This is a genomic window from Schumannella luteola (assembly GCF_013408685.1).
In the GTDB taxonomy this organism is placed as follows: Bacteria; Actinomycetota; Actinomycetes; order Actinomycetales; family Microbacteriaceae; genus Schumannella; species Schumannella luteola.
The window spans coordinates 212,034-237,734 of record NZ_JACBZY010000001.1; the positions used below are offsets into that span (position 1 = coordinate 212,034).

At 71.2% G+C, this 25,701-nt stretch carries 30 protein-coding genes; 14 read left to right on the forward strand and 16 right to left on the reverse strand.

Annotated features, from left to right (window positions below; translation table 11 throughout):
• Both BJ979_RS00965 and BJ979_RS00970 read right to left on the reverse strand, forming a co-directional pair.
• Positions 1-966, reverse strand: a complete 966-nt coding sequence (locus BJ979_RS00965; protein ID WP_179564325.1) for a 1,4-dihydroxy-2-naphthoyl-CoA synthase — start codon at positions 964-966, stop codon at positions 1-3.
• Complete coding sequence (locus BJ979_RS00970; RefSeq protein ID WP_179564327.1) at positions 966-1,979, reverse strand: DUF308 domain-containing protein; 1,014 nt, start codon at positions 1,977-1,979, stop codon at positions 966-968. The genes BJ979_RS00965 and BJ979_RS00970 overlap by 1 nt, the downstream gene beginning before the upstream one ends.
• 301 nt (positions 1,980-2,280) lie before the next feature.
• On the opposite strand from BJ979_RS00970, the gene BJ979_RS00975 reads away from it, so the two are divergent.
• Together BJ979_RS00975 and BJ979_RS00980 are read left to right on the forward strand one after the other, a co-directional pair.
• Complete coding sequence (locus BJ979_RS00975; RefSeq protein WP_179564329.1) at positions 2,281-3,459, forward strand: o-succinylbenzoate synthase; 1,179 nt, start codon at positions 2,281-2,283, stop codon at positions 3,457-3,459.
• On the forward strand, positions 3,456-3,680 hold the full coding sequence (locus tag BJ979_RS00980; protein WP_179564331.1) for a hypothetical protein: 225 nt from the start codon (positions 3,456-3,458) through the stop codon (positions 3,678-3,680). The genes BJ979_RS00975 and BJ979_RS00980 overlap by 4 nt, the downstream gene beginning before the upstream one ends.
• 156 nt (positions 3,681-3,836) lie before the next feature.
• Here BJ979_RS00980 and ccsB read toward each other — a convergent pair whose 3' ends face one another.
• The 6 genes from ccsB to BJ979_RS01010 form a co-directional block, all read right to left on the reverse strand.
• Complete coding sequence (ccsB, locus tag BJ979_RS00985; RefSeq protein WP_179564333.1) at positions 3,837-4,913, reverse strand: c-type cytochrome biogenesis protein CcsB; 1,077 nt, start codon at positions 4,911-4,913, stop codon at positions 3,837-3,839.
• Positions 4,914-4,952: 39 nt separating this feature from the next.
• Entirely contained in the window at positions 4,953-6,728 is a 1,776-nt protein-coding gene (gene resB / locus BJ979_RS00990) for a cytochrome c biogenesis protein ResB (RefSeq protein WP_179564335.1), read from the reverse strand.
• Positions 6,712-7,449 (reverse strand): cytochrome c biogenesis CcdA family protein, encoded by a 738-nt coding sequence (locus tag BJ979_RS00995; RefSeq protein ID WP_179564337.1) that lies wholly within the window; start codon positions 7,447-7,449, stop codon positions 6,712-6,714. Before BJ979_RS00995 ends, resB begins: the two co-directional genes overlap by 17 nt.
• A complete protein-coding gene (locus BJ979_RS01000) occupies positions 7,449-8,129 on the reverse strand; it encodes a TlpA family protein disulfide reductase (RefSeq protein ID WP_179564339.1) in 681 nt (226 codons plus the stop codon). The genes BJ979_RS00995 and BJ979_RS01000 overlap by 1 nt, the downstream gene beginning before the upstream one ends.
• Positions 8,126-8,755 carry a histidine phosphatase family protein gene (locus BJ979_RS01005; protein WP_179564342.1) on the reverse strand — a complete coding sequence of 210 codons (630 nt, stop codon included), beginning with the start codon at positions 8,753-8,755 and terminating at the stop codon, positions 8,126-8,128. The genes BJ979_RS01000 and BJ979_RS01005 overlap by 4 nt, the downstream gene beginning before the upstream one ends.
• Positions 8,756-8,823: 68 nt before the next feature.
• On the reverse strand, positions 8,824-10,416 hold the full coding sequence (locus BJ979_RS01010) for a SulP family inorganic anion transporter (protein ID WP_179564344.1): 1,593 nt from the start codon (positions 10,414-10,416) through the stop codon (positions 8,824-8,826).
• Positions 10,417-10,449: 33 nt separating this feature from the next.
• Here BJ979_RS01010 and BJ979_RS01015 point away from each other — a divergent pair, with 33 nt between their 5' ends.
• Both BJ979_RS01015 and aspS read left to right on the forward strand, forming a co-directional pair.
• The gene (locus tag BJ979_RS01015; protein ID WP_179564346.1) at positions 10,450-10,911 is read left to right on the forward strand and encodes a MerR family transcriptional regulator; all 462 of its coding nucleotides are present in this window, start codon (positions 10,450-10,452) and stop codon (positions 10,909-10,911) included.
• 91 nt (positions 10,912-11,002) lie between these two features.
• Positions 11,003-12,328: an aspartate--tRNA(Asn) ligase gene (gene aspS, locus BJ979_RS01020; RefSeq protein ID WP_179564348.1), complete on the forward strand. Its 1,326-nt coding sequence runs from the start codon at positions 11,003-11,005 to the stop codon at positions 12,326-12,328.
• An 87-nt stretch (positions 12,329-12,415) separates the two neighbouring features.
• On the opposite strand, the gene BJ979_RS01025 is transcribed toward aspS, so the two are convergent.
• Complete coding sequence (locus BJ979_RS01025; RefSeq protein WP_179564350.1) at positions 12,416-13,690, reverse strand: amidohydrolase; 1,275 nt, start codon at positions 13,688-13,690, stop codon at positions 12,416-12,418.
• Positions 13,691-13,802: 112 nt separating this feature from the next.
• Here BJ979_RS01025 and BJ979_RS01030 point away from each other — a divergent pair, with 112 nt between their 5' ends.
• Positions 13,803-14,519, forward strand: coding sequence for a DUF1345 domain-containing protein (locus BJ979_RS01030; RefSeq protein ID WP_179564352.1), 717 nt, complete (start codon positions 13,803-13,805; stop codon positions 14,517-14,519).
• A gap of 34 nt (positions 14,520-14,553) precedes the next feature.
• Here BJ979_RS01030 and BJ979_RS01035 read toward each other — a convergent pair whose 3' ends face one another.
• The gene (locus tag BJ979_RS01035; protein ID WP_179564354.1) at positions 14,554-14,808 is read right to left on the reverse strand and encodes a hypothetical protein; all 255 of its coding nucleotides are present in this window, start codon (positions 14,806-14,808) and stop codon (positions 14,554-14,556) included.
• A gap of 107 nt (positions 14,809-14,915) precedes the next feature.
• A complete protein-coding gene (locus BJ979_RS01040; protein ID WP_179564356.1) occupies positions 14,916-15,164 on the reverse strand; it encodes a glutaredoxin family protein in 249 nt (82 codons plus the stop codon).
• A 20-nt stretch (positions 15,165-15,184) separates the two neighbouring features.
• On the opposite strand from BJ979_RS01040, the gene BJ979_RS01045 reads away from it, so the two are divergent.
• Positions 15,185-16,039 carry an HAD family hydrolase gene (locus BJ979_RS01045; protein WP_179564358.1) on the forward strand — a complete coding sequence of 285 codons (855 nt, stop codon included), beginning with the start codon at positions 15,185-15,187 and terminating at the stop codon, positions 16,037-16,039.
• Between the two features lie 109 nt (positions 16,040-16,148).
• Here the strand turns inward: BJ979_RS01045 and BJ979_RS01050 are convergent, their stop codons facing one another.
• The 3 genes from BJ979_RS01050 to BJ979_RS01060 form a co-directional block, all read right to left on the reverse strand.
• Positions 16,149-16,247 (reverse strand): 30S ribosomal protein bS22, encoded by a 99-nt coding sequence (locus tag BJ979_RS01050; protein ID WP_003792170.1) that lies wholly within the window; start codon positions 16,245-16,247, stop codon positions 16,149-16,151.
• A 117-nt stretch (positions 16,248-16,364) separates the two neighbouring features.
• Entirely contained in the window at positions 16,365-16,559 is a 195-nt protein-coding gene (locus tag BJ979_RS01055; RefSeq protein WP_141164684.1) for a helix-turn-helix domain-containing protein, read from the reverse strand.
• Between the two features lie 214 nt (positions 16,560-16,773).
• Positions 16,774-17,238, reverse strand: a complete 465-nt coding sequence (locus BJ979_RS01060; RefSeq protein WP_179564360.1) for an ArsR/SmtB family transcription factor — start codon at positions 17,236-17,238, stop codon at positions 16,774-16,776.
• An 87-nt stretch (positions 17,239-17,325) separates the two neighbouring features.
• Here BJ979_RS01060 and BJ979_RS01065 point away from each other — a divergent pair, with 87 nt between their 5' ends.
• Both BJ979_RS01065 and BJ979_RS01070 read left to right on the forward strand, forming a co-directional pair.
• The gene (locus BJ979_RS01065; protein WP_179564362.1) at positions 17,326-18,753 is read left to right on the forward strand and encodes a TrkH family potassium uptake protein; all 1,428 of its coding nucleotides are present in this window, start codon (positions 17,326-17,328) and stop codon (positions 18,751-18,753) included.
• The gene (locus BJ979_RS01070; protein ID WP_179564364.1) at positions 18,746-19,414 is read left to right on the forward strand and encodes a potassium channel family protein; all 669 of its coding nucleotides are present in this window, start codon (positions 18,746-18,748) and stop codon (positions 19,412-19,414) included. The genes BJ979_RS01065 and BJ979_RS01070 overlap by 8 nt, the downstream gene beginning before the upstream one ends.
• Before the next feature lie 42 nt (positions 19,415-19,456).
• Here BJ979_RS01070 and proC read toward each other — a convergent pair whose 3' ends face one another.
• Positions 19,457-20,290 carry a pyrroline-5-carboxylate reductase gene (gene proC, locus BJ979_RS01075; protein WP_343046541.1) on the reverse strand — a complete coding sequence of 278 codons (834 nt, stop codon included), beginning with the start codon at positions 20,288-20,290 and terminating at the stop codon, positions 19,457-19,459.
• Between the two features lie 52 nt (positions 20,291-20,342).
• Between proC and BJ979_RS01080 the strand changes: the two genes are divergently transcribed.
• Together BJ979_RS01080 and BJ979_RS01085 are read left to right on the forward strand one after the other, a co-directional pair.
• Positions 20,343-21,305 carry a cation diffusion facilitator family transporter gene (locus BJ979_RS01080; protein ID WP_179564366.1) on the forward strand — a complete coding sequence of 321 codons (963 nt, stop codon included), beginning with the start codon at positions 20,343-20,345 and terminating at the stop codon, positions 21,303-21,305.
• 130 nt (positions 21,306-21,435) lie between these two features.
• The gene (locus BJ979_RS01085; protein ID WP_179564368.1) at positions 21,436-22,707 is read left to right on the forward strand and encodes an LCP family glycopolymer transferase; all 1,272 of its coding nucleotides are present in this window, start codon (positions 21,436-21,438) and stop codon (positions 22,705-22,707) included.
• A 10-nt stretch (positions 22,708-22,717) separates the two neighbouring features.
• On the opposite strand, the gene BJ979_RS01090 is transcribed toward BJ979_RS01085, so the two are convergent.
• Positions 22,718-23,149 carry a nucleoside deaminase gene (locus tag BJ979_RS01090; protein ID WP_179569880.1) on the reverse strand — a complete coding sequence of 144 codons (432 nt, stop codon included), beginning with the start codon at positions 23,147-23,149 and terminating at the stop codon, positions 22,718-22,720.
• A gap of 145 nt (positions 23,150-23,294) precedes the next feature.
• Between BJ979_RS01090 and upp the strand changes: the two genes are divergently transcribed.
• The 4 genes from upp (at position 23,295) to BJ979_RS01105 (ending at position 25,622) form a co-directional block, all read left to right on the forward strand.
• Complete coding sequence (upp, locus tag BJ979_RS01095) at positions 23,295-23,927, forward strand: uracil phosphoribosyltransferase (RefSeq protein WP_179564370.1); 633 nt, start codon at positions 23,295-23,297, stop codon at positions 23,925-23,927.
• A gap of 4 nt (positions 23,928-23,931) precedes the next feature.
• Entirely contained in the window at positions 23,932-24,057 is a 126-nt protein-coding gene (locus BJ979_RS17840; protein ID WP_281360904.1) for a hypothetical protein, read from the forward strand.
• Positions 24,058-24,492: 435 nt separating this feature from the next.
• On the forward strand, positions 24,493-25,215 hold the full coding sequence (locus tag BJ979_RS01100) for a winged helix-turn-helix domain-containing protein (protein WP_179564372.1): 723 nt from the start codon (positions 24,493-24,495) through the stop codon (positions 25,213-25,215).
• A gap of 68 nt (positions 25,216-25,283) precedes the next feature.
• A complete protein-coding gene (locus BJ979_RS01105) occupies positions 25,284-25,622 on the forward strand; it encodes a hypothetical protein (protein ID WP_179564374.1) in 339 nt (112 codons plus the stop codon).
• Positions 25,623-25,701: the final 79 nt, after the last annotated feature.

The window sequence follows — 25,701 nt, forward strand, 5'->3', positions numbered from 1 at the left end:
TCAGTAGTGCCACGGGAAGGGCGCCCAGTCGGGCTCCCGCTTCTCGAGGAAGGAGTCGCGGCCCTCGACGGCCTCGTCGGTGCCGTAGGCGAGGCGGGTGGTCTCGCCGGCGAAGATCTGCTGCCCGACCATGCCGTCGTCGGTCGCGTTCATCGCGAACTTGAGCATGCGGATCGCGGTCGGGCTCTTGCCGAGGATCGTGCGCGCCCACTCGACGGCGGTCGACTCGAGCTCGGCATGCGGCACGACCTTGTTCACAGCGCCCATCTCGAGCGCGCGCTGCGCGTCGTAGGTCTCCGCCAGGAAGAACACCTCGCGGGCGAACTTCTGCCCGACCTGCTTCGCGAAATACGCGCTGCCGTAGCCCGCGTCGAAGCTGCCGACATCCGCGTCCGTCTGCTTGAAGAGGCCGTGTTCCCGGCTCGCGATCGTGAGATCGCAGACCACGTGCAGCGAGTGGCCGCCGCCGGCAGCCCAGCCGGGCACGACCGCGATGACGACCTTCGGCATGAACCGGATGAGGCGCTGCACCTCGAGGATGTGCAGGCGTCCGGCGCGGGCGCGCCCCTCGGGCGTGACGGCGGCCTCTTGATCGGAGTACTTGTAGCCGTCGCGGCCGCGGATGCGCTGGTCGCCCCCGGAGCAGAACGCCCAGCCGCCGTCTTTCGGGCTCGGCCCGTTGCCGGTGATCAGCACGACGCCGATGCGCGGGTTCTGGCGCGCGTCGTCGAGCGCGGCGGCGAGTTCGTCGACCGTGTGCGGCCTGAAGGCGTTGCGCACCTCGGGCCGGTCGAAGGCGACGCGGGCGATGCGTCCGGTCGTGTCGTGGTGGTAGGTGATGTCGGTCAGGTCGCCGAAGCCGTCGACCTCGCGCCACAGCTCCGCGTCGAAGAGGTCGGAGACGACGCGCGTCGCTCGGGCGTCGGCGTTCGATCGGCCGGCGTCCGGCTCGGTGGTGTCGTTCATCAGCTCCCCAGGTTCGTGACGAACGCGACGATCGGCGGGTTCAGCACCACGCCGAGGATCATCGCGAGGACGCCGAGGGCGCGCCCCCGGCCGAGGATCGTGGCGGTCAGTCCGACCGCGAGGGCGGCGACGCCGCATCCGATCGCGATGATCGAGCAGATGATCGCTCCCGTGGCCGACTCGGCGGCGACGCCGATGCCGATCACCGTGGCGATCCCCATCGCGACGACGAACAGGATCGCGATCACGCCGGTCGCGCGCTTCGGCTTAGCGGAGGACTTCGCGGCGTCGGCGGCGCTCGGGGCGTCGGCCGACCCCGCGGCGACCGACGGCTGCGGCCCGGTGAACTGCGGCGTCGCCTGCAGCAGCGGCGCCGGCGATGCCGCCGGAGCGGCGTGCGGCGCCGGGGTGGTCGACTGCGCTCCGAATCCCTGCGGCGCGACCGCGGTGACGCCGCGGGCGGGCGTCGCGGGGGCTCCGGTCGGCTGCGGCGCCGACTGCGGGGTCGGCTGCGGGGAGTACGGATGCTGCGCGACGGGATGCTGAGGGGCCGGCTGTTGCGGGAACTGACTCGCCGCCGGGGACGCGGCGAACTGCGGCGCGGGCGGGAAGGCCGGGTGCTCCGGCTGTGCCGGCTGAACCGACGACGCGGACTGCCCCGGCTGAGCAGGCGGCGCGGACTGCCCCGGCTGAACGGGCGACATCGACTGCGCGTGCGTTGCCGGGAACGGGGGCTGAGCGCCGGGCTGCGGAGCCGGCGCGGACTGCACAGTCGGCTGCTGCGGAGCCGACGGCGGAACAGGCTGGCCCCACGCGGCCTGCTGGGCCTGCGCCGGCTGCTGGCCCCAGGTTGACTGCGGGGCCTGCTGAACCGGGGCGCCCTGCTCGGTGCTCGGCGGCACCAGGGGCGTCCCATCGGGGCCCACCGGCGGCTGCGGCCCGGTGAACTGCGGAGCGGCGTAGCGCTCGTGGCCGGGCTGCGGCGCCGGCGCGTTCGACTGCTGATCGCTCATCGCATCCACCCTACTTCCGTCGCCCGGAGCCCTCTCTGGCGCGCACATCCGTTCACCCCTCCGTCCCGCATGCCCCCCCTGGCCGCCCGACGGACTCCCTCCCGAGGGTGGCCACGAAGTGCACGCGACACGCCGCCCAGGCGTGCATTCTCTGGCCACCCCGCGAACCCGCTTCCCGAGGGTGGCCACGAACTGCACGCGACACGCCGCCGAGGCGTGCACTTCCTGGCCACCCTCGCGCGCTCACGCGAGAGGGCGGATGCGGGCCCGGCGAAGCGGGGCGCGTGGCACACTGACTCGCATGTCCGATGCCGTGCAGTCCGGGCCCGCCGCGCTCCCCGCGCCGTCCGCGCTCCCGCCGCTCGACGAGCTGCTCAGCGTGGCGCGGGTCGTGGCGCTGCCGCTCGCGACCCGCTTCCGTGGCATCGACGTGCGCGAGGCGCTGCTGCTGCGCGGACCCGTCGGCTGGACCGAGTTCTCGCCCTTCGCCGAGTACGACGACGCCGAGGCCGCGACCTGGCTGGCCGCCGCCCTCGACTTCGGCTGGTCCGACGTCGGCGCCGGCGACCCCGACCTGCTCGTGCTGCGCCGCGACCGCATCCCCGTCAACGCGACGATGCCCGCCGTCGACGCCGACCGCGTCGCCGAGGTGCTCGCCCGCTACGACGGCTGCCGCACGGTCAAGGTCAAGGTCGCCGAGCGCGGCCAGACGCTCGCCGACGACGTCGCCCGAGTGCGCGCCGTGCGCGCCGCGATCGGGCCGGAGGGTCGCATCCGCCTGGATGCCAACGGCGGCTGGAACATCGACGAGGCGGAGCACGCGGCGCACGAGCTGGCCCCCTTCGACCTGGAGTACCTCGAGCAGCCCTGCGCGACCGTGCCCGAGCTGGCCGAGCTGCGTTCGCGCCTGCACGACTGGGATCTGCCGATCGCCGCCGACGAGAGCGTGCGCAAGGCCGAGGATCCGATCGCGGTCGTGCGCGAGGGCGCCGCCGACCTCGTCGTGGTGAAGGCGCAGCCGCTCGGCGGCGTGCGGGCGGCGCTGCGGATCGTGGCCGAGGCCGGCGTTCCGGCCGTCGTCTCGAGCGCCCTCGACACGAGCGTCGGGCTCGCGATGGGCGCCCACCTGGCCGCCGCCCTGCCCGAGCTCGACTTCGACTGCGGACTCGGCACCGCATCCCTGCTCGCCGCCGACGTGACGCGCGATCCGCTGCGCGCCGAGGGCGGTTCGATCCCGGTGCGCCGGGTCGACGTCGATGCCGGCCTGGTGGATGCGCACGCCGCCGCCCCCGAGCGCGACGCCTGGTGGCGCGCCCGCCTCGCCCGCTGCCACGCCGAGCTCGAGCGCCGCGCCGTCGCCGCGTCCTCCGCGGATACTGGCGAGATCGCCGCGGATACTGCCGAGGCGGATCACCGCGGTCACCCGCAGCGCGCAGCGTCGGCTGAGCAGTATCCGCGTCAGGGCGAAGGCCGCGCGTGAGGGGCGACCTGCTCCCGTTGCTGGTGCTGCTGGCGAGCGCTCTCGCGGTCGTCGGCGGCGTCGCCCTGACGGCGACCGGCGGCGGTTACGGGATCGTGCTCGCCGCGGCCGGCATCGCGGCGCTCGTGCTGTGCGTGCGGGCGCTCGTGCGCAGCCTGCGCGAGCACCAGATCCGGCTGCTCGCCCCGCACGACGACCTCAGCGACAAGCCGTCGCACTGACAGTCCGGCGAACGGCACGGCACCGCGCCAGCTGACGCGACGACGTCCCGTCCCCGCGCCCGAGGTGGCGTGCACGCGACCGCACACGAGGTCGCGTGCGAAGGAGCCCGAAGACGACCCCGCGGCCCCGAGCGGCTCGCACCGCCCGGACCACGCTCACATGCCGGTGTCGAGCCCCGAGTACGAGTGCAGGCCCTTGAAGAACAGGTTCACGATCGTGAAGTTGAACAGCACCGCCGCGAAGCCGATGATCGCGAGGTACGCGGCGCGGGACCCGCGCCATCCCTTCGTCGCGCGGGCGTGGATGTAGCCGGCGAAGACGACCCAGATCACGAAGGTCCAGACCTCCTTCGTGTCCCAGCCCCAGTAGCGGCCCCAGGCGCGCTCGGCCCAGATCGCGCCGGCGATGAGGGTGAAGGTCCAGAACGCGAAGCCGACCACGATCACGCGGTAGGCCATGCTCTCGAGCGCCTCCGACGAGGGCAGCGTGCGCAGGAAGCCGATGCGCTTCGCGCCTCCCTCCTCGCGCTTCACCTGCATGAGCTGCAGCAGCGACAGCCCCGCCCCGACGGCGAAGAAGCCGGTGCCGAGGGTGGCGACGAAGACGTGGATGACGAGCCAGGCCGACTGCAGGGGCGGCGGCAGCGGGGTGACGGCGACGTAGAAGTTGACGGTCGCGAGGCCGAGCAGCAGGGCGACGATGCCGGTGACGTAGGCGCCGAGGAAGCGCAGGTCGCGCCAGAGCTGCACGGCGAGGAAGACGGTGACGACGACGCCGGTGCCGGTCATCGCGAATTCGAACATGTTCGCCCACGGCACGCGACCGGCGGCGAGACCGCGCATCACGATCGCGGCGATGTGGATGAGCCAGGCGATCACCGTCAGGGCGAGGCCGGTGCGCTGCCAGCGGCTGCCGATGTTGACCTCGTCGTCGTCGGCGTCCGAGACGCGTCCGCGGCCGGCGGCGGATGCCCGGTCGAGCACGGCGGCGGTCGTGGCGGTCGCGCTCGCGGCGGCCCCGCGCACGGCGGCGCCGGCCTTCGCCAGCTGGCCGCTGCGTGCATCCGCTCCGACCGCGTCGGCGGCGCGGACCGCCCGCTCGGACTCGAGGCGCTGCGCCTGGGCGCTGCGGGCCGAGAGGTCGAGCACGAAGGCGATGAACGCGAGCACGTACACCGCGATCGCGGAGTACACGGCGACGAGCGAGAGCGTCGCGAGGGAGTCGGAATCCACGGGCGTGATCCTACGCCCGCGCCCTGTGCGCGCCGACCGTCACGAGGACGACTCGGAAGCGGCTTCACGGGCCCGGGCGCGCAGCCGCTTCGCGAGCTGCTTCTCGATCTCGAGCACGGCGTCGTCGAGGCGCGGGTCGTCGCCGCGGGCGAGCGCCGCGTACTCGAGCACCGCACCGCCGCCCTCGTCGGCCGTCGCCGCCACCCACACCCGGCGGCGCGGGATGAAGAGGCTGATCAGCAGGCCGAGGATCGAGATCACGGCGAGCGCGAGCACGAAGCCCTGCACGGGGTCGTGGTGGATCGAGACGCCGATGTAGCGCTTGATGCCGGTGAACTCGATCGTGCCGAGGCCCTCGGGCAGGGTCGCCTTCTCGCCCAGGCGCATCTGGAGGGTGTCGGTGTCGGAGTCGCGGCCGGCCACCTGGGTGAGCTTGTCGAGGTCGAGGTCGTAGGCGTTCACGGGGGCGCCGGTGTCGAGCCCGAGGTCGCCGACGTACATCTGCAGGCTCACGAGACTCGCCGAGCTCGTGCCGGGGTAGACCGACTGGAAGCCGCCGGTCTTCGTCTCGAGCGGCGTCGGGTAGAAGAAGCCGATGAAGCCGGCCTGCTTCTTCAGCCCGTCGGGCACCTTGAGCACGCCGAGGCCGGTGAGGTTCGTGTCCTGGCTGCGGAACGGCACGGCGTCGTCGAACACGACGTTCCCGTCGGCATCCGTCACCTTGAGCACCGGCGCGTAGCCGTTGCCGAGCAGGTAGACCTGGGTGCCGCCGACCGCGAGCGGCTCGTTGACCTTGATCTCCTGCTTGGTCCAGGTGCCGTCGAGCGAGCGGGTGCTGACCTTCGCCGTGTAGTCCTCGGGATGCGACACCCCGGTGAGCTTGTCGACCGAGTACTTGTCGTCGAAGCCGTCGAGACGCAGCGAGTAGGGGTTCAGCTGCGACTCGTCGAAGAAGCGGCCGGGGCTCCAGGTGTCGTAGCTCGAGAGCGTGTTGGTGAAGCTCTGCCCCTGCACGAGCAGCTTCTCGCCCGTGTAGATGAAGCCGCCGCCGACGGCGACCAGCAGCAGGATCAGCAGCAGGCCGGTGTGGAAGATCAGGTTGCCGGTCTCGCGCAGGTAGCCGCGCTCGGCCGAGACGCTGACGCGCCCGCGGCGGTCGTAGCGCTCGACCCGGTAGCCCTGGCGCTTGAGCAGCTTCGCGGCCTCGTCGATCGCGGTCTCGGGCGTCGCATCCGCCGTCGTCTGCAGATGCGCGGCGAGACGCGAGAGCCGCGCCGGCGTGGTCGGGGGCTTGGTGCGCAGCGCCTTCAGGTGGTGCGTCGTGCGCGGGATGATGCAGCCGATCAGCGAGACGAACAGCAGCAGGTAGATGGCCGAGAACCAGAACGACGTGTAGGTGTCGAAGACCTGCAGCGCGTCGAGGATCTTGAACGCCTCGGGGTTCTGGGTCTTGTACTGGATGACGCCGTTCGGGTCGGCGCTGTTCTGCGGCACGAGCGAGCCGGGCACCGCGGCGAGCGCGAGCAGGAGCAGCAGCACGAGGGCCGTGCGCATGCTCGTGAGCTGACGCCAGAAGAAGCGGATCCACTCGAGCGGGTTGAGCTTGGCGGCGGTCGGGGCGTCGCTGCCCGCATCCGCGCCGCCCTTGCCGGCACGCGGGGTGCGCTCGGGGCGCGTGAGCGCCTCGTCGTCGCTGCCGATGTAGTCGGACGGGCGCAGCGGGTCGGCGCTCGACCGGCCGGCGGACTTGCGCGTCTTCTTCGCGTCGCGCGTGACGTCATCCTCAGGCCGATCATCCTCAGAGCGTGGGGACATAGTCGTCGATCACCGCCCCCAGGCTCGTCGTGAACTGCAGCCACAGTCCGGTCACCATGAGCAGTCCGATCGCGATGAGCAGCAGCCCTCCGATGATGTTGACCAGGCGGATGTGGCGGCGCACCCAGCGCACGCTCGATCCGACCCAGCCGAAGCCGAGCGCGACGAGCAGGAACGGCAGGCCCAGCCCGATGCAGTAGGCGACGCCGATGAGCAGCGAACGCCCGACATCCCCGGTGTTCAGCGCCAGCGACTGGGCGGCGACGAGGGTCGGCCCGATGCACGGGGTCCAGCCGACGGCGAAGACGACGCCGAGCAGCGGGGCGCCGATGAGGCCGGTGCGCGGCTGCCAGGTCGACTTGATGGAGCGCTGCAGGAAGCTGATCTGCCCGATGAAGACGATGCCGAGCAGGATCACCACGACGCCGGCGACGCGCAGGATGACGTCCTGCCAGCGCAGCAGGAACGTGCCGAAGGAGCCGAGCACGAGGAACGCGAGCAGGAAGACGACCGAGAAGCCGAGCACGAACAGCCCGGCGCCCGCCACCATCCGCTTGCGCGTCTGCGGCTTGCCGCTCGTCACGCCGCTGACGAAGCCGAGGTAGCCCGGCACCAGCGGCAGCACGCACGGCGAGAGGAAGGAGATGAGGCCCGCGGCGAGTGCGATCGGCAGGGCGAGCCAGAGACCGCCGCTGTAGACGATCTCGCCGGGAGAGCCCACTACTTCGCCTCGGCGACGGTGTCGTCGATGATCTGCTTGAGCACGTCGGGGCTCTGGATGCGTCCGCTGAAGCGGGCGGCCACGCGCCCCTGCTGGTCGATCACGAGGGTCGTCGGCACGGCGTTCGCCGAAACCGAGCCGGCGAAGGCGAGCTGCACCTCGTTGTCGCCCGCGTCGAGCAGGGTCGGGTAGGCGAGCTCGTACTTCTTCTCGAAAGTCTGGGCGGTCGCACCGTCGTCGCGCACGTTCACGCCGAGGAACGAGACCGTGTCGCCGTAGTCATCCGACAGCTTCTTCAGGTCGGGCGCCTCGATGCGGCACGGTCCGCAGGAGGCGTACCAGAAGTTCAGCACTGCGACCTTGCCCTCGAGGCTCTTCGAGGTGATGGTGTCGCCGTCGGGGGTCGTGCCCTGGTAGACGACCGCGTCCTTGCGCTTGTCGGGGCTGAAGGTCTGCGTCGAACCGTCGGAGGAGACGTAGTTCTTGCCCGCGTTCTCGCGGTACTGCTTCGACAGGCTGTCGCCCTGCGCGGTGCAGCCGGCGAGCACGAGCGCAGCGGCCGCGGCGAGCGCCGGAACGGCGACGAGGATGCGGCGGCGGCCGGTCGCGGGGCGGCCGGTCGCAACGGAGCGATCCGCTGCGGAGCGGGTCGCGGCGGCGGGGCTGGTTCGGGCGTTCACACGGCTCCCAGATCGGTCGACTGCGCCAGCAAGTCTCGCGCGGGTTCCTGATAGTCGACTTCCACGAAGCGGCCGTCGCGCTTCTCGAGGCTGGTGATGCTCGAGAGGGTGCAGCGTCGGGCGCGCGGGTCGTGGGCGAGGCGCTGGCCGGCGACGGTGCGGGCGACCATCCAGATCGGCAGCTGGTGGCTGACGAGCACGACCTCGCCGGAGTCGACCGAGTTCCAGGCGGTGTCGACGGCGCGCATCATGCGCGCGGCGATCGACGTGAAGGCCTCGCCCCAGCTCGGACGCCAGGGGTTGACCAGCCAGGGCCAGCTGCGCGGGTCGCGGATCGCGGTGCGCACGTTCGTGCCCTCGAAGCGGTTGGCCGGCTCGATGAGGTCGGCGTTGTCGACGATCTCGAGGCCGTAGCGCTCGGCCCACGGCGCGGCGCTCTCCTGCGTGCGCTGCAGCGGGCTCGCGAAGAGCCTCACCGGCGGGTGGTCGGCGTGTGACGCGGCGGCGGCATCGGCCATCCGCTCCCCCAGCTCGCTCAGCCGGTAGCCGGGCAGCCGGCCGTAGAGCACGCGCTCGGGATTGTGCACCTCACCATGGCGAACGAGGTGGATGCGGTCGGCGGGCACGCCGGAATCCTACGCGTTCCGCACTGGACGCCCGACCGTGCATCCGCTATGGCTCATCCGACGCGACCTCAGTGCCCCGCGAGCACGCCGCCGAGGCGCTCGCGCAACGCGGCGCTCGGGGCGTTGAGCCCGACGACGCGCGGCTCGATGCCGTGCGAGCGGTAGCGCTGGGCGACCGCGTCGAGCGCTACCACGGTCGAGGCATCCCAGATGTGCGAGCCGGAGAGGTCGATCTCGACGGCCCCGTCGATCACCGCCCCGTCGGCCGCACGCTCGCTCGCCCCGACCGCCACCTGGTCGGCGGCGTAGTCGAAGCGGGTGACGAGGTCGCTGCTCGACGCGAAGAACAGCTCGCCCTCGACGCGGTAGCGCACGAGCACGCCGTCGCCCGAGGGCTCCGGGGCGTCGCGGTGCACGGTCGCGAAGCGCGCCACCCGGCGGGCGAAGATCAGCGCCGCGGCGAGCACGCCGACGCCCACGCCGATCGCGAGGTTGTTCGTCGCGACGACCACGACCACGGTCGTGACCATCACCAGGGTCTCGCCGAGCGGCATCCGCTTCAGCACCTTCGGGCGGATGCTGTGCCAGTCGAAGGTGGTCGCCGAGACCATGATCATGACGGCGACGAGCGCCGCCATCGGGATCTGCCCGACGATGCCGCCGAGCGCGACGACCAGCACGAGCAGGAAGACGCCGGCGAAGAAGGTCGAGAGGCGGGTGCGCGCGCCCGCGGTCTTCACGTTGATCATCGTCTGGCCGATCATCGCGCAGGTGCCCATGCCGCCGAAGACGCCCGTGATGAGGTTCGCGACGCCCTGGCCCCAGGCCTCGCGGGTCGACGACGAGCGCGTCTCGGTGATCTCGTCGACGAGGCGCGCGGTCAGCAGCGACTCGAGCAGGCCGACGGCGGCCATGCCGAGCGCGTAGGGCGCGATCACGCCGAGGGTCTCGAGGGTGAGCGGCACCTGCGGCAGTCCGGGCAGCGGCAGCCCCTCGGGCAGCGCGCCCTCGTCGCCGACGGTCGGCACGTGGATGCCCGCGATCATCACGGTCGCGGTGATCGCCACGATCGCGATGAGCGGCGACGGCACGGCCCGCGTGAGCTTCGGCAGCAGCACGATGAGCGCGACGCCGACCGCGACGAGCGGATAGACCGCCCACGGCACGTCGATGAGGTGCCGCAGCTGCGCCAGGAAGATCAGGATCGCGAGCGCGTTGACGAAGCCGACCATGACGCTGCGCGGCACGAAGCGCATGATCTTGGCGAAGCCGGCGAGCCCGACCGCGACCTGGATGACGCCGCCGAGCAGCACGGCCGCGATCAGGTAGTCGAGCCCGTGCGAGGCGACGAGCGGCGCCATGACGAGGGCGACCGACCCGGCGGCGGCCGAGATCATCGCGGGGCGCCCGCCGACGATCGAGATCGCGACGGCCGTGGTGAAGCTCGCGAACAGGCCGACGCGCGGGTCGACGCCGGCGACGATCGCGAAGGAGATCGCCTCGGGGATCAGCGCGAACGCGGTCACGAGGCCGGCGAGTGCCTCGCGGGTGAGCAGGCGCGGCGAGCGCAGGGCGGCGAGGACTCCGGCGGGGGCGACGGGCACGAGGATTCCGTTCGGTACGGTGACGGCGGATGGGCCGCGCTCCGTTGCGCCGCGCATCCACCCTACCCTCACGTAACGTCAGGTTTGAACATGAGCGAGCACACCGAGCCGGATGCGGACTCCGTCGTGCCCGGCGCGGCGAGCGCAGCCGCCGCGCCCGCCGCGCCCGCCGCATCCCCCGCCCCGCGCGCCTACCGCATCGGCGAGGTCGCCGAGGCGAACGGACTCTCGCTGCGCTCCCTGCGGCACTGGGACGAGATCGGGCTGCTCGTGCCGAGCGGCCGCACCGTCGGCGGGTTCCGCGAGTACACCGACGCTGACCTCGAGCGACTGCTGCTCATCCGGCGCATGAAGCCGCTCGGCTACAGCCTCGAGCAGATGGGCGAGCTGCTCGCCGTCGTCGACGAGACGGATGCGCCGGGTCGCCCCGCCGCGCTCGCCGCCTGGCTCGACGACGCCCGCGAGCGCCAGGCCGAGCTGCGCCGCAAGGCCGGCATGGCCGACGAGTTCGTCGAGCGTCTCGCGCACGTCGCCGCCGACGCCTCCGCCTGACGCGGACGCTGACGCCGACGCCTCCGCCTGACGCGCGCCGCACAGCGCCCGCCGACGCGCGAGGCGCGCGCGCTCAGTAGACTCGGCCCCCGTGACCGAACGCACTCTCGTCCAGAAGCTCGCCGACACCCCCGACGGACCGGTCCGTGTGGCCGGATGGGTCGAGACGGTGCGCGATCAGAAGAAGGTGCAGTTCATCGTGCTGCGCGATGAGACCGGCGCCGTGCAGCTCGTGCACCCGCGCACCGACGTGGGCGAGAACCCCGTCGACGACCCGATCGCCGCGCAGATCTCCGCCCTCACCCACGGCACCTTCCTGTCGGTCGAGGGCGAGCTCAAGGCCGACGAGCGCGTCAAGCTCGGCGGGCTCGAGGTCAAGATCGGGTCGGTGGATGTCGCCGGCGCCGCCTTCCCCGAGCCGCCCGTCACGGCCGACTCGTCGATCGACAAGCGCCTCGACTGGCGCTTCCTCGACCTGCGCCGCCCCGAGCAGAACCTGATCGCCCGCGTGCAGACGACCTTCGAGCACGCGCTGCGCACCTGGTGGATCGACAACGACTTCATCGAGATCCACACCCCGAAGCTCATGGCCAGCGCGTCCGAGAGCCGCGCCGAGCTGTTCGAGGTCGGCTACTTCGAGACCAAGGCCTACCTCGCGCAGAGCCCGCAGTTCTTCAAGCAGATGGCGCAGCCGGCCGGCTTCGGCAAGGTGTTCGAGATCGCGCCGGCGTTCCGGGCCGACCCATCGTTCACGAGCCGCCACGCGACCGAGTTCATCAGCGTCGACAGCGAGTTCAGCTGGATCGACTCGCACGAAGACGTCATGCAGGTGCACGAGCAGCTGCTCATCGCCGGCCTGACCGCGGTCAAGGAGAAGTACGGCGAGGCCATCACGGCGGCCTTCGGCGTGGAGTTCGAGGTGCCGACGGCGCCGTTCCCGCGCATCCCGCTCGCCGAGGTGCGCCGCATCGTCGCCGAGGGCGGCTACGAGATCCCGCGCGCCGATGGCGACCTCGACCCCGAGGCCGAGCGTCGCATCAGCGAGTGGGTGAAGGCCAACCACGGCTCCGACTTCGTCTTCGTCACCGACTACGACTCGAGCATCCGCCCCTTCTACCACCAGCGTCACGAGGGCGACGGCTCGATCACGAAGAGCTACGACCTCATCTACAACGGCGCCGAGATCTCGACGGGCGCGCAGCGCGAGCACCGCGTGGATGTGCTGATCGAGCAGGCGAAGGAGAAGGGCCTCGACCCGGAGGAGCTCGAGTTCTACCTCGACTTCTTCCGCCACGGCGTGCCCCCGCACGGCGGCTTCGGCATGGGCCTGGCCCGCGTCATCATGCTGCTGCTCGGCCTGCCGTCGATCCGCGAGGTCATCTACCTCTTCCGCGGTCCGAACCGCCTGGAGCCGTAAGGCACACGACCTGCACGAACGAAGCCCCTCGCCGATCTGATCGGCGAGGGGCTTCGTCGTTCCGCGACGACGGATGCGGCAGCAGGCTCAGCCGGCGAAGCGCTCCGCGCGCTCGACCGTGCGCCCGGAGCCGAGCTCGGCATCCCAGGCGTAGACCTCGACGCCCTCGACGAAGACGTGCTCGGCGCGCGAGTTCACGTCGAGCGGGTCGCCCGACCAGAGCACGAGATCGCCGTCCAGCCCCACCGAGAGCGCGCCGACGCGGTCGTCGAGTCCGAGGATGCGCGCCGGGTTGATCGTGAGCGCCTCGAGCGCGGTCTGCGCCGGCAGGCCCTCCTTCACGGCGAGCGAGGCCTGGTGCACGAGGAAGTCGATCGGCACGACCGGGTGGTCGGTCGTGATCGCGACCTGCACGCCGGCGCGGGCGAGCGCGGCGAGGTTCTTGATCGCGCGATCCTTCAGCTCGACCTTCGAGCGGCTGGTGAACATCGGGCCGAAGATGACCGGGATGCCCTTCTCGGCCAGCACGTCGGCGACCTTGTCGCCCTCGGTGCCGTGGTTGACGACGAGCTTGTAGCCGAACTCCTCGGCGAGGCGGATGGCCGTGGCGATGTCGTCGTGACGGTGCACGTGCTGATCCCAGACGAGCTCGCCGTCGAGCACGGCGGCGAGGGTCTCGAGGGCGAGGTCGCGCTTGAAGGCCTTGCCCTCCGTCGCCGCCTCGGCTCGGGTCGCGGCGTAGTGCCGCGCATCCTCGAAGGCCTGACGCAGCACGTAGGCGACGCCGAGGCGGGTCGACGGCGTCTGCGACTTGCCGGCGTAGACGCGCTTCGGGTTCTCGCCGAGCGCCGACTTCACGCTCACTTCGGGCCGCAGCAGCTGCTCGTCGATCGTGCGGCCGCCCCAGCTCTTGATCGCGACCGTGCGCCCGCCGATGACGTTGCCGCTGCCGGGCTTCACGACGATGCTCGTGATGCCGCCGCGCAGCGCGTCGCGGAATCCCTCGTCGTCGATGTCGATCGCGTCGATCGCCCGCACGCCGGCCGTGTTCGGGTTGGTCATCTCGTTGGTGTCGTTGCCCTCGACGCCGACGCCCTCCTCGTGGATGCCCACGTGGCCGTGCGCCTCGATGAAACCGGGCACGAGCCAGCGCCCGGCCGCATCCACCACCGTCGCGCCCTCGGGCACGACGACCTCGGCGGCCGCGCCGATCGCGGTGATGCGCCCGCCCTCGACGACGACCGTGCCGTTCTCGATCGGATCCGCGGTGACCGGCACGACGCGCGCGCCGACGATCGCTAGCGGCGGGCGGGAGGAGGTGGATGCGGGACGGTACGGCAGCGGAGTCTGCGATTCGGTCATGCCCCCCACGCTAGGCCGCACGTCCGGCGGCGCGCCCGGCCGCGCCCGACGCGAACCTGGCGTCGCCCTGTGCGCCGCCGACGTCGGCATCCCTCTTCCCTACACTCGTCGGATGGCCCGACGGAAGCGCGACCATCCCGTTCTCGCCTCCGACGTCGTGCGGCACTACATCTCGCTCGGCGCCATGTTCGCGCTCTCGATCCCGATCAGCCTGCTGCTCAGCAGGACAGGCCTCACCCGCAGCGACCCTGTCGCGTTCTCGCTCATGATCATCCTGGCGTTCTGGGCCGTCATGGCGATCGTGATGATCGCGCTCGCGTTCACCGCGTTCTCGCGCGCGTCGTCGGGCTCGCTCGTGTCGATGCTGCGCTCCACCAACCCGCGGCCCGGGCGCCTGTGGCGGCTGTGGTGGGGAGTGAACGGCGGCGGCGCGATCTACTGGGCCGGCGGAGGCACGGTCACGACCCTCGCCGGGCTGCTCACGATCGCTCTCCTCGGCGGCATCGTCGACTCACCCGGGCTGCTGCTGATCGGCGGAGTGCTCACGGTGGCGACGAGCTTCGCCGTGAATATCGTCTCGTACGCGGTGCGCTACGCCCGGGCCTACGCGGAGGGCGGCGGACTGCACTTCCCCGGCGACCGCGAGCCGCGCTTCGCCGACTTCATCTACTTCGCGGCGCAGATCTCGACGACCTTCGCCGGCAGCGACGTGCAGGTGCGCACGACCGCGATGCGCAAGATCGTGACGCTGCACAGCATCCTGTCGTTCACCTTCAACACGGTGATCGTGGCGCTGGGCGTGAGCCTGCTGGTCAGCGGGCTCGGCTGAGAGCGGCCCCGCCGCGCGGCGTGGCCTCGCGACCCTAGTCGGCCAGCGGCGTGCGCAGGGCCGTGCGTGCGGCCTTGAGCATGAGCCACCCGCCGCGGAAGACGGCGTAGCCCGACAGGCCGACGAGCACGAGGCCGATCGTCGCGGTCGTGACATCCGGCTTCGGCGCCGCGGGCGTCTCGAGCCAGATGCCGATGCCGACGAGCGACAGCGTGACGGCGAGCCCGGCGATCGCGAGCAGGATGCCGAGGCCGAGACCGACCCCGGCGAGCAGACGTGAGCGAAGCATCCGGATTCCCCCTCCGATCGGATGACCGCATCATGGTCACCCGATCGGTCTACCCCGGTCCACTCCCCCGTTCACGGGTGCTGCGGTCAGCAGACGTGCCGACAGGATCAGCGGGTCGCCGCCGCCAGAGCCGTGCGCAGACGCTCGGCGTCGACTCGCCAGATCGTGTGCACGCGATCGTCGATCAGCACGACCGGGATCTCCTCGACGTGCTTCTCCATCAGCTCCGGGTCGTCGAGGATCGACAGCTCGCCGATCTCGACCCCGGGGAACTCGGGCAGCACCTGGTCGATGACCGAACGGGCGTCGTCGCAGAGGTGACATCCGGGCTTGCGGATGAGGGTCAGACGCGTCACCCGCCTAGACTAGGCCGACGATGAGCGACGAGACCGGAGCGACCTCGACGGCTGGCGCAGAGCCCTCGAGCGACCGCCCGATCGTCGCCTTCTTCGATGTCGACAACACGCTGATGCGGGGCACGAGTCTCTTCCACGTGGGTGTCGAGGCGTTCCGCCGCAAGGTGATCACCTGGCGCGACATCGCCCCCTTCGTCTGGCACCAGGTGCGCTTCACCCGCGTCGGCGAGAACGACGCGCACCTCGCCTCGGCCCGCGAGCGGGCGCTCGAGCTCGTCGCCGGCAAGACGCCGGACGAGATCGCGCACCTCGCCGAGTCGATCTGGGAGGACCGGATCAATCCCCGCCTCTGGCCGGAGACCGTCGCCCTCGCGCAGGCCCACATCGCCAAGGGCCACGAGGTCTGGCTCATCTCCGCGACGCCGTGGGAGGTGGGCGACGTGATCGCCCGCCGACTCGGACTCACCGGAGCCCTGGGCACCCGCGTCGAGGTCGTCGACGGGCAGTACACGGGCCGCCTCGTCGGCCACGTCATGCACGGCGAGCGCAAGGCCGTCGCCGCACGCGAGCTGGCCGGAGCGATCGGCGCCGACCTCGCCGACTGCTGGGCCTACTCCGACAGCCGCAACGATCTGCCGCTGCTCGAGCTCGTCGGCAACCGCATCGTCGTGAACCCGGATGCGGCGCTGCACCGTCACGCCGACGAGAACGCGTGGCCGGTCATGCAGCTCCAGCGCTCGAGCCTGCGCGAGGCGCAGAAGCGGGTGAAGCGCGAGGCCCGCGCGGTGCGCAAGAGCGCCCGTCGTGCGAGCGCGACCGCACCGCTGCAGAACCGCTCGACCGGCGAGGCGCCGGCGCCCGACCCCGCCGACTGACCCGGCCGTCTCGACCTCGTCGGTCGTTGCGCGATCCGTCCCACACCGCCAGGTACGAAGAAGGGCGCCGGACCCTGCGGTCCGACGCCCTCACGACTTCAGTCAGTCGTCACTTCTTGTTGCGACGCTGGTGACGCGTCTTGCGAAGCAGCTTGCGGTGCTTCTTCTTCGCCATGCGCTTGCGGCGCTTCTTGATGACGGAACCCATAGTTCACCTCGAATCGTTCGGTCGCGGACATCCAGGTCCGTACCGAACCTCGGAAAAAAGCCAACCGCGACATTCTAGCCGAGGTGGCGGGGAGCTGTGACCGGGCAGCCGATCAGGTCAGCCGACCTGGCTGTCGCCGAGGCCGATCGCCGACGAGACCGCCGACTCGGGGATGCGGTACGACCGTCCGAAGCGCACGGCGGGCAGTTCGCCCGCGTGCACCATGCGGTAGACGGTCATGTTCGACACGCGCATCATCTCCGCCACTTCGGCGACGGTGAGGAAGCGCACGTCGGAGAGATCCCCTGCCATTCGAGCCCCTGTGGTTCCGGTCGATCGAGCCCCCGTGAGTGCGGCGCACCCGGAGCACGAGCACGCTGTGACCAGTGTGACTGGAGTGCTCGACCGTGAGCATAGGGGCTGATGAGGATGCGCGTCTAGGCCTTCCCTCAGTGCCGGCTGTGTGCATCCGACCCCAGTGCGAGTGCCGCGTTCAGCGACTCCGGCGGCGACCTGGCGGGGCGGCTCAGCCGCGCTTCGCCCAGGGCAGCGCCTCGCCGAGGCGCTCCTGCGCCCCTTGGATCGCCGAGCGCGCCCCGAAGGCGGTGGTCGCGGCGACACGGCCGAGTCGGCTGCCGACCTCGGTGCCGGCCCAGGCCGCGTGCACGGCGGCCAGCGGATCCGGCTCGCGGTCGGCGGCGGAGTAGCCGGCCAGCTCTGCGAAGCGGCCGATGAACTCCTCGACCTCGATGAGCGGGGCCGGGTCGAGGCGGTAGTAGCGGTGCTGCCCCTCCTCGCGCACGGTGACGAGCCCGTGCTCGCGCAGCGTCTTGAGGTGCTTCGACACGGTGGGCTGGCTGATGCCGAGCTCGGTCACCAGCTGTCCGACACTGATCTCGCCGGCGACGCCCGGTCGCGGGGCCAGCTGCAGCAGCCGGCTGAGCAGCTGCCGCCGCGTGGGATCCGCCACCACGTCGAAGATGTCCGCCATTCCTCAAACCTAGTCGGGCATCCCTCGGGGATACCATGGCCCGCGTCGCCGGGAGACGCCCGGTCGGTGCGAGAACAGGGAGTCCGGATGCGCGCGAAGCCCGTGCAGCGCGACCCCCTGCTGGTCCGTCTGCGGGAAGGCGTCGAGGACTTCGCGGCGTCGACGCCGGCGCGGTTCGCGATCACCGTGTTCGGCATCCTCGTGCTGATCTTCACCGGGCTCTTCCTGCTGCCGATCTCGACGACCTCGGGCGAGACCCCGCCGCTCATCGACGCGGTGTTCACCGCGGTCTCGGTGATCTGCGTGACGGGGCTCGCGACCGTCGACATGGCCACCTACTGGTCGGGCTTCGGCCACGCGGTGATCTTCGTCGGCGTCGAGATCGGCGGCATCGGCGTGCTGACGCTCGCGTCGATCCTCGGCCTGGTGATCAGCCGCAAGCTCGGCCTGCGCACGCGGCTGCTCGCGGCCGGGGACGCGAACCCGCTGCGCATGCGCAAGGGACCGATCTCCGAGGGTCAGGCGGTGCGCCTCGGCGAGACCGGCCAGCTGCTGCGCACGGTCGCGACGAGCGTGCTGGTGATCGAGCTGGGCGTGGCCGCGCTGCTGTTCCCGCGCATGCTCATCCAGGGGGTCGATCCGCTCAGCGCCGCCTGGCAGTCGATCTACTACTCCGCGATGGCGTTCACGAACACCGGCTTCGTGCCGACCGCCGAGGGGCTCACGCCCTACGAGACCGATCCGTGGTTCCTCACGGTGCTGATGATCGGCGTCTTCCTGGGGGCGATCGGCTTCCCGGTGATCTACGTGCTCGCCCGCAACATCCGGCGCCCGAAGCGCTGGTCGCTGCACGTGAAGCTGACGATCGTCACCTCGCTCGTGCTGCTCATCGGCGGCGCGATCCTGTTCTTCTTCCTCGAATACGACAACCCGTCGTCGATGAAGGGGATGGACCCGGGCCAGCGCATCCTGCAGAGCTTCTTCATCTCCTCGATGGCGAGATCGGGCGGCTTCGCGACCCTCGACATGCACCAGTTCGACGGCTCGAGCCTCATGGTCGTCGACATGCTGATGTTCGTCGGCGGCGGCTCGGCCTCGACCGCCGGCGGCATCAAGGTGACGACGCTCGCGATCCTCTTCCTCGCCGCCTTCGCCGAGGCCAAGGGCGTGGACGACATGGAGGCCTTCGAGCGCCGCATCCCGCCGGACGTGCTGCGACTCGCCGTCAGCGTCGTGCTGTGGGGCGCGACGACAGTCGCGGTGTCGACCGTGCTGCTGCTCTGGATCACGCCGGATGAACGGCTCGACTACATCCTGTTCGACGCCATCAGCGCCTTCGCCACCTGCGGGCTGTCGTCGGGCTTCACGCAATCCGCCTCGGAACCGGCACAGTGGATCCTGGCGGGCACCATGTTCTTCGGGCGCATCGGCACGGTCACGCTGGCCGCCGCGCTCGCGTCGTCGACCCGGCGACGCCTCTACAAGCGACCGGAAGAGAGGCCCATCGTTGGTTGACAAGATCGCAGCGGATGCCCCCGTGCTGGTGATCGGGCTCGGCCGCTTCGGCGCCGCGACCGCCGGTCAGCTCTCGCGCCTCGACCGCGACGTGCTCGTCGTCGACGAGGATGCGACGCTCGTGCAGAAGTGGTCGGAGCGCGTCACCCACGCGGTGCAGGCCGACGCCCGCTCGATCGACGCGCTGCGGCAGATCGGCGCGCAGGAGTTCTCGATCGCGGTCGTCGCGGTCGGCTCGTCGATCGAGGCGAGCGTGCTCATCACGGCGAACCTGGTCGACCTCAAGATCCCGCAGATCTGGGCGAAGGCGATCAGCCAGTCGCACGGCAAGATCCTGTCGCGCATCGGCGCGAACCACGTGATCTACCCGGAGGCCGAGGCCGGCGAGCGCGTCGCGCACCTGGTCAACGGGCGCATGATCGACTTCATCGAGTTCGACGACGACTTCGCGGTCGTGAAGATGTACCCGCCGAAGCCGATCCGCGGCATGACGCTCGCCGACTCGCAGGTGCGCCGCAAGTTCGGCGTGACGGTCGTCGGCGTGAAGAGCCCGGGCAAGGACTTCACCTACGCGACCGCCGACACGGTCATCTCGAACCACGACCTGATCATCGCCAGCGGCAACTCGAAGGACATCGAGCGCTTCGCCCAGGCGACCTGACCAGCGTCGCATCCTGACCGGATCGGGCCAGGCCCGCGCGGGTCAGCGGCCCTCGGCGATCTCCTGCGTGCGCTGGATCGCGGCCTGGGAGGCGCGGAAGAACAGGTCGGCCAGGTCGCCCGTCTCGAGCACCTCGACGGCCTTCTCGGTCGTGCCCTTCGGGCTCGTGACCCGGCGGCGCAGCTCGGCCGCATCCACGTCGTCCGGCGCGACGGCGAGCAGCTCGCTCGCGCCGCGGAAGGTGCCCTCGACCATGGTGGTCGCCTGCTCGGCGCTGAAGCCGAGGCGCTGGGCGACCTCGATGTACTTCTCGATGAAGAGGAACACGAAGGCGGGGCCCGATCCCGAGATCGTCGAGAGGGCCGCGATCTGGTCCTCGTCGACGACGACCACCGAGCCGACCGTCTCGAACAGGCGGGCGACCAGCGCGACGTCGTCGTCGGAGGCGCGCGAGCCGCCGGCGACGCCGGTCACGCCGAGGCCGACGGTCGACGGGGTGTTCGGCATCGAGCGCACGACCACGTTGGGGATGCGCTCCTCCATCGACGCCGCGGTGACGCCCGCGGCGAGGCTGACGACGATCGCGTCGGGCTCGAGGTGCGGGCGGATGTCGTCGAGCAGGTCGGCCACCATGTAGGGCTTCACGCCGATCAGCACGATCTTCGCGCCGTCCAGCGCGCGGGCGCTGCCGTCGGCGTCGCGCTCGAGCGCATACGACATGACGCCCTCGCCGGCGAGCGCATCCGCCTTGGCGACGGTGCGGTTCGTGACGCGGATGCCGCCGTCGACATGCACGTCAGGAGAGCGCAATCCGCTGAGGATCGCCCCTCCCATCGATCCGGCTCCGAGGATGGCGATGGCAGGCAGGTCAGTCACCCTCGCAAGTGTAGGTTTGGGGCACTGTCCCCGACGAGACGAGGTGCGCGGCGTGAGTGCGAGCGGTGGCAACAAGGCGATCCTGGCGGCGATGGGGGCGAACCTCGGGATCGCGATCACCAAGTTCGTCGCCTTCCTCTTCTCGGGCTCGAGCTCGATGCTCGCCGAGAGCGTGCACTCCCTCGCCGACACCGCCAACCAGGTGCTGCTGCTGGTCGGCGGCCGCCGCGCGAAGAAGAAGGCGGATGCCGAGCACCCCTTCGGCTACGGGCGCGCCCGCTACCTGTACGCCTTCGTCGTCTCGATCATCCTGTTCACCATCGGCGGGGTGTTCTCGATCTACGAGGGCATCGAGAAGCTGCAGCACCCGCACCCGCTCGAGAACGCGTGGCTGCCCCTGCTCGTGCTCGGCATCGCGATCGTGCTCGAGGGCTTCTCGCTGCGCACCGCGATCGTCGAGTCGCGCCCGTTCAAGGGCGACGGCAGCTGGGTGCAGTTCGTGCGCCGGGCGAAGGCTCCCGAGCTCCCGGTCGTGCTGCTCGAAGACACGGCGGCTCTCACCGGCCTCGTCTTCGCCGGCCTCGGTGTCGGACTCACCGCGCTCACCGGCAACGGCGTCTTCGATGCGATCGGCACCCTGCTGATCGGCCTGCTGCTGGTGGTCGTGGCGATCATCCTCGGCATCGAGACGAAGAGCCTGCTCATCGGCGAGGGGGCGAGCCCCGAGGATGTGACGCGCATCCGCGACGCGTTCAACGCGCACCGCCAGGTCGAGGCGCTCATCCACATGAAGACGCTCTACCTCGGGCCCGACGAGCTGCTCGTCGCGGCGAAGGTCGCGCTGCCGCGGGCGACGCGACTGCCCGAGATCGCCTCGGCGATCAACACGATCGAGTCCGACATCCGCGAGGCCGTGCCGCACGCGCGCGTGATCTACATCGAGCCCGACATCTACATCCCGTCGGCGGCGGATGCGCCCTCGACCGACCGCATCATCATCAAGTCGGCCGACTGACGGCGCCCGCCGCGCACCCGCGGCGATGCGGGGCCGAGCGCGAGCCCGCGCCCCCAGTGCGCGGGGCGCGACCCCGGAAACCGGCGCGTTCCCAGGGCTCATCCGGATGCGCGTTGTTACGGTCTCCCCCGTGGCCGGCAGACGAGACGACGAGATCGCGCCCCCGACCCCTCTCGCCCGGCATGGCCGGCAGCGGCGTCGCGGAGCGGCCCGCACGATCGCGAGCCTGCTCGCGCTGACCCTCGCGGTCGGCGTGATCAGCGCCGGCAGCGTCGCCGCCTTCGCGTTCTACCGGGTCAGCAACACGATCCAGAAGAATGCCGTCAGCATCACCCAGGAGGGGCAGAAGCCGCCGAAGGTCGGCGCGATCAAGGGCGCCGTGAACCTGCTGCTCGTCGGCAGCGACTCCGGCGGCGGCAACAGCACCTACGGCGATCGCGGCGAGAACCTCAACGACGTCACGATCCTCGTGCACATCTCGCCGGTGTCGCACTCGGTCACCGCGCTGAGCATCCCGCGCGACCTCTACGGACCGCAGGCCGCCTGCACCCGCGAGAACGGCTCCAAGGCCCCGGCGGTCAGTCAGGTCAAGTTCAACGAGGCGCTCTCCCGCGGCGGCCTCGGCTGCGTCGCCGCCGCCGTCACCGGGCTCACGGGGCTGCCGGTCGACTACGCCGCGAAGATCGAGTTCGACGGCGTCGTCGCCATGTCGGATGCGGTCGGCGGCGTGCAGGTCTGCCTCGCCACCAAGATCGACGACCCGAAGTCGGGCCTCGACCTGCCGGCCGGCGAGAGCACCATCCAGGGCTCGCAGGCGCTCGCGTTCCTGCGCACCCGTCACGGCCTGCCCGACGGCAGCGACCTGATGCGCATCGGCAACCAGCAGGTGTTCATGTCGGCGCTGATCCGCAAGATCAAGAGCGCCGACACCCTCACCAACCCGGCGACGCTCTACAACCTCGCCACGGCCGCCGCCGACAACATGCAGCTCAGCACCGAGCTCGCCAACAGCGAGACCATGATCTCGATCGCGGTCGCCCTCAAGGACATCCCGGCCGACCGCATCACCTTCGTGCAGTACCCGTCGACGCCGACCTACATCAACGGCATCAGCGTGACGATCGGCAACAAGCGCGACGCGAAGATCCTGACGGATGCGATCGGCGCCGACCAGGCGGTCACCGCAGGCAAGCTCGGCGGCGCGGCCGTCGACACCGGTGCCGCGAGCGGTGCTCCCTCCGACGCCGCGAGCGCCCCCGCCTCCGGCGCCCCGTCGGGCGCGGCCTCGGGCTCGCCGGCCGATGAGGTCTCGAGCGACCCGAACGCCCCCGTCGCCCTGCCGACGAGCGTCACCGGTCAGTCGGCAGCGCAGCAGACCTGCTCGCGCGGTCAGACCGGCTGAGCCTCGTCGCTCAGCGTTTCGCGCTGAAGAACCGCTCGAGCACGTCGCCGCACTCCCGCTCGAGCACACCGGGCAGCACCTCGACCCGGTGGTTCTGACGCCGATCGCGCAGCAGCTCGTGCACGCTGCCGGCCGCGCCGGCCTTCGCATCCCAGGCTCCGAAAACGACCCGGGGGATGCGCGCCGCGACGATCGCGCCCGCGCACAGCACGCACGGCTCGAGGGTGACGACGAGCGTCGCGTCCTCGAGGTGCCAGTCCTCGCGCAGCGCGGCGGCCGTCCGGATCGCGACCACCTCGGCGTGCGCGGTCGGATCGTTCGTGAGCTCGCGCTCGTTGCGTCCCGTCGCGAGCAGCTCCCCGGCGCCGTCGAGCAGCACCGCGCCCACCGGCACGTCGCCGTGCCGCTCGGCCGCAGCCGCCTCGTCGAGGGCGCGGCGCATCCACGGCTCCCAGACGGTGAGGGATGGATCCACGCGCGCTCCTCGCCCGCGTCTCGCACCGACCGGCGGTCGGCGGGCGGCGGGCAACCGCGGCAGCGTGTCGTCGCCGGTGCCGGAGGTCTCCGGCGGCGGGTAGCCTGAGCCTATGCGAGTGCACGTCGCCGACCACCCTCTGATCACCCACAAGCTCACCGTGCTGCGGGACCGGGAGACGCCCTCGCCGACCTTCCGCGCGCTGGCCGAAGAGCTCGTGACGCTGCTCGCCTACGAGGCGACCCGCGACGTCCACGTCGTCGAGGTGCCCGTGACCACCCCGGTCGCCGAGACCACCGGCCTCGCGATCGCGACGCCGCGTCCGCTCGTCGTGCCGATCCTGCGCGCCGGTCTCGGCATGCTCGAGGGCATGGTCAAGCTGCTGCCCACCGCCGAGGTCGGCTTCCTCGGCATGGTGCGCAACGAAGAGACCCTGCAGCCCGACATCTACGCCGAGCGCCTGCCGGACGACCTCAGCGACCGTCAGTGCTTCGTGCTCGACCCGATGCTCGCCACCGGCGGATCGCTCATCGCCGCGATCGACTACCTGCTGGCGCGCGGCGCGAAGGATGTCACCGCCGTCTGCCTGCTCGCCGCCCCCGAGGGCCTCAAGGCCGTCGAAGAGGCCACCGCGGGCCGCGATGTGACGGTCGTGCTCGGCGCCGTCGACTCGCACCTCGACGAGAACGGGTTCATCATCCCCGGCCTCGGCGACGCGGGCGACCGCCTGTACGGCGTCGTCTGAGCCGATGGCCCGCCGCACCAGCGCCCCGCGCTACAACCTCCTGAAGTTCCTGCTCGACTGCGCCGCCACGCTCCTCACCGGCGGCCTCTGGCTGATCTGGATCTTCGTGCGGGAGATGCGCTACCGCTGAGCCGTCGGCGACACCTCCGGCGACCGTGTGTGACGCTCTGTGACGCCTCCGACGCTCTCTCATAACGTCGGGTGTTGACGAATGTTGCGTGAGTGCATGAAACTTGCGTTCATGACCGCGAACGTGCACACCCTGACCTCCCGCGAGGCCTCGGGGGATGCCGGCATGATGATGCCGGTGCGTGCGGTCATGTGCTGTCGAATGTGTGCCTGACCAGCGACCTCCTCGCCGGGTCCCGCCGATGACCGTCTCCCTGCTTCCGAGCGCAGCGCCCCCGAGCGTCCGCCTCAGCAGCGAGACAGCCGGCACCGGGACCCCCGGGTTCTCCGCTCTCCGAGCGAACCCGTTCCCCACACTCGCACCGCACACTCACTGAGGCCCATGTCTGACATCGACACCCCGACGGGGCCCCAGGCATCCGAAGGATTCGACACCATGTCCATCGCCGCTCTCGACGACTTCCGCACCACCTCCGCCGCTCCCCGCCTCCGCGCCGTGCCCCGCCCGGTCGCCGAGCCGACCGTCAGCGCCCCGTCGCGCGTCCGCGCCGTTCCCGAGGGCACCGAGGCCCGCGGCTTCGCGCTCTACATCGGCCTCGACGAGGCCAAGGCCCTCGCCGCCGGCACCGACCTCGGCGCCGTCGTTCGCGCCATCAAGGGTCTGCTGGGCGAGATCGCCCCCGAGGCCGAGGCCTATGCGGCCGTCGCCCTCGCCCCGGCCGGCGCCGGCGGACGCGACGTGGATGTGGTGCGTCGCGCCTTGCAGGACCCGTCGGCCCAGCAGAAGGTGCGCCCCGAGCCGGAGGCCGCGCCCGAGCCGCGCAGCGGCGTCGTGATCGACATCTCGCGCAAGCGCGTCGTGCTCGACGGCGAGACCGCCCCGCTCACCTACAAGGAGTTCGAGCTGCTGCAGTTCCTCGTGCTGCGCGAGGGCCGCACGGTCGAGCGCGCCGAGATCCTGACCAGCCTCTGGTCGGAGGGCTCGGACGAGGATGTGCCGAACGAGCGCACGATCGACGTGCACGTGCGTCGCCTGCGCTCGAAGCTCGGCGCCTTCGAGGACATCGTGCGCACCGTGCGCGGATCGGGCTACCGCTTCGACCGTCACGCCGACGTCGCGATCCGCTGGGCGTCGACGCCGTCGCCCGACATTTTTTGAGCTCTCACCCCAGAGCGGTGTCTTCGAAGTATCTTCTGAGCGCTCGCGACCGCGGCTAGCATCGTCGGGTGCGACTCATCCGCCTTCACGACCTGCTCGAGCGCGACAGCATCCATCCGGGAGCCCAGGGGGTGCAGGAGGGCCGTCTCGCCGAGACCGGCACCCGCACCCGCCTCGTGCGCCTGGAGGCCGGCGGCAGCTGGTCGGGCGCGGTCGAGCCGGGCGAGCGCCTGTCGATCGTCGTGGCCGGCGATGTCATCGCCGGGCCGGAGGGCACTGAGGTCGCCGCCGGCGGAGCGATCCTGTGGGATGCCGGCGAGCACGCCGAGCTGCGCAGCGTCGACGGCGCCACGATCGTCGTGATCGCGTCGACCGATGGCGAGCCGCTGCCGATCGCGGCGCGCTGAGCCGAGACCGCGCGTCGCCGCGGTCGGCCTCATCCCGACCGACGGGCGCCGACGCACGGATGTCGCGTAGCGCGTCCTG

Bases quoted from the DNA above. Each gene is read 5' to 3' on its own strand.
- BJ979_RS00970 (WP_179564327.1), bottom strand. From the start codon at position 1,979: ATGAGCGATCAGCAGTCGAACGCGCCGGCGCCGCAGCCCGGCCACGAG.
- BJ979_RS01035 (WP_179564354.1), bottom strand. From the start codon at position 14,808: ATGCTTCGCTCACGTCTGCTCGCCGGGGTCGGTCTCGGCCTCGGCATC.
- BJ979_RS01030 (WP_179564352.1), top strand. From the start codon at position 13,803: ATGGCCCGACGGAAGCGCGACCATCCCGTTCTCGCCTCCGACGTCGTG.
- BJ979_RS01010 (WP_179564344.1), bottom strand. From the start codon at position 10,416: ATGCGCGGCGCAACGGAGCGCGGCCCATCCGCCGTCACCGTACCGAAC.
- BJ979_RS00975 (WP_179564329.1), top strand. From the start codon at position 2,281: ATGTCCGATGCCGTGCAGTCCGGGCCCGCCGCGCTCCCCGCGCCGTCC.
- BJ979_RS00965 (WP_179564325.1), bottom strand. From the start codon at position 966: ATGAACGACACCACCGAGCCGGACGCCGGCCGATCGAACGCCGACGCC.
- BJ979_RS01055 (WP_141164684.1), bottom strand. From the start codon at position 16,559: ATGGCAGGGGATCTCTCCGACGTGCGCTTCCTCACCGTCGCCGAAGTG.
- resB (WP_179564335.1), bottom strand. From the start codon at position 6,728: ATGTCCCCACGCTCTGAGGATGATCGGCCTGAGGATGACGTCACGCGC.
- BJ979_RS01060 (WP_179564360.1), bottom strand. From the start codon at position 17,238: ATGGCGGACATCTTCGACGTGGTGGCGGATCCCACGCGGCGGCAGCTG.
- BJ979_RS01025 (WP_179564350.1), bottom strand. From the start codon at position 13,690: ATGACCGAATCGCAGACTCCGCTGCCGTACCGTCCCGCATCCACCTCC.
- upp (WP_179564370.1), top strand. From the start codon at position 23,295: ATGCGAGTGCACGTCGCCGACCACCCTCTGATCACCCACAAGCTCACC.
- BJ979_RS01090 (WP_179569880.1), bottom strand. From the start codon at position 23,149: ATGCGCCGCGCCCTCGACGAGGCGGCTGCGGCCGAGCGGCACGGCGAC.
- BJ979_RS01015 (WP_179564346.1), top strand. From the start codon at position 10,450: ATGAGCGAGCACACCGAGCCGGATGCGGACTCCGTCGTGCCCGGCGCG.
- BJ979_RS01045 (WP_179564358.1), top strand. From the start codon at position 15,185: ATGAGCGACGAGACCGGAGCGACCTCGACGGCTGGCGCAGAGCCCTCG.
- BJ979_RS17840 (WP_281360904.1), top strand. From the start codon at position 23,932: ATGGCCCGCCGCACCAGCGCCCCGCGCTACAACCTCCTGAAGTTCCTG.
- BJ979_RS01065 (WP_179564362.1), top strand. From the start codon at position 17,326: ATGCGCGCGAAGCCCGTGCAGCGCGACCCCCTGCTGGTCCGTCTGCGG.
- BJ979_RS01050 (WP_003792170.1), bottom strand. From the start codon at position 16,247: ATGGGTTCCGTCATCAAGAAGCGCCGCAAGCGCATGGCGAAGAAGAAG.
- BJ979_RS01100 (WP_179564372.1), top strand. From the start codon at position 24,493: ATGTCCATCGCCGCTCTCGACGACTTCCGCACCACCTCCGCCGCTCCC.